General features: G+C 37.1%; 2 protein-coding genes. Both read right to left on the bottom strand.

The annotated features are described in order from the left end of the window. Window positions 1-175 (bottom strand): head-tail joining protein (locus ACIPNH_RS06720; protein ID WP_458695308.1); only part of this gene is annotated, 175 nt, incomplete at its 3' end. Window positions 176-263: 88 nt separating this feature from the next. Next, window positions 264-865 (bottom strand): major capsid protein (locus ACIPNH_RS00805; protein ID WP_400770989.1); only part of this gene is annotated, 602 nt, incomplete at its 5' end.

Genomic DNA, 865 nt, shown 5'->3' with positions numbered 1-865 from the left:
TTACCTCAAGAAAAAGCATCTCTCCCACAAATTGTCCTTCACCAATCTCGTATAATTTATCTGGCTGTTGTTTTAGTACTTGTACCACATATGACTTATCATTTGATTCATACAAAGCCACTTTTCCTAAATGGGCAAAACAATCTTTTAGTAGTCTCTTAATATTTTTTTGCATTTCTCCATTTTATGTATTAAGGTTTATAAGTATGCTAAGAAGGAACATACTGGTAGAATACCTCACTACATTCATTCTACCGGTATTGTTATGTTGCAGCAACTTTGACTAACACTCCAGGTCTATGGCACATTGGCAAAGGATTTGACTGTGTATGTAAATCGGTCCCTCTATCAAACCTCCTTGGCTCTTGTTTTGCATATAGTGGCTGTCCAAGAGTATTTACTGTTTCATTAAAATCTGCTGGTGCAAAATATGTTGTAAATGTGCTTGCTGTTCCTAGTGGAAAACAGTGCCCTGTATCTTTCTCAATAAATCTTCTTACCGTCCCTTCAGGGTCAGTTGCTTGTCCTCTATATTCCTCAAACGTTATGCCACAGAACGTAAATCCTGATCTCATATCATTTCGAAGTGCTGCTCCTTCTTGCCATCTCTCATATGCTTCTTTTACTTTAGCATGAGAAGTTAGTGTATCAAAAAACTCAGGGCTTACCAAGGCATGAACTCCTGTCATATATTCACCACTTAGATTATCTTCTATATGCCGGAGTACTTCCATACACTTACGCTTTACATCTGTTGTTGCTGTTCCTAGTGCAAAATTTACTACTTTTGGTGTGATTTCAAATTCGTTGTACAGATTTAATAATTCTGACCCATCAGCATCTAAAATTATTCCTTTCAGCGCTC

It is taken from the genome of Wolbachia endosymbiont of Drosophila barbarae (assembly GCF_044752445.1).
In the GTDB taxonomy this organism is placed as follows: Bacteria; Pseudomonadota; Alphaproteobacteria; order Rickettsiales; family Anaplasmataceae; genus Wolbachia; species Wolbachia pipientis.
This window is presented reverse-complemented; position numbering and strand designations above follow the sequence as displayed.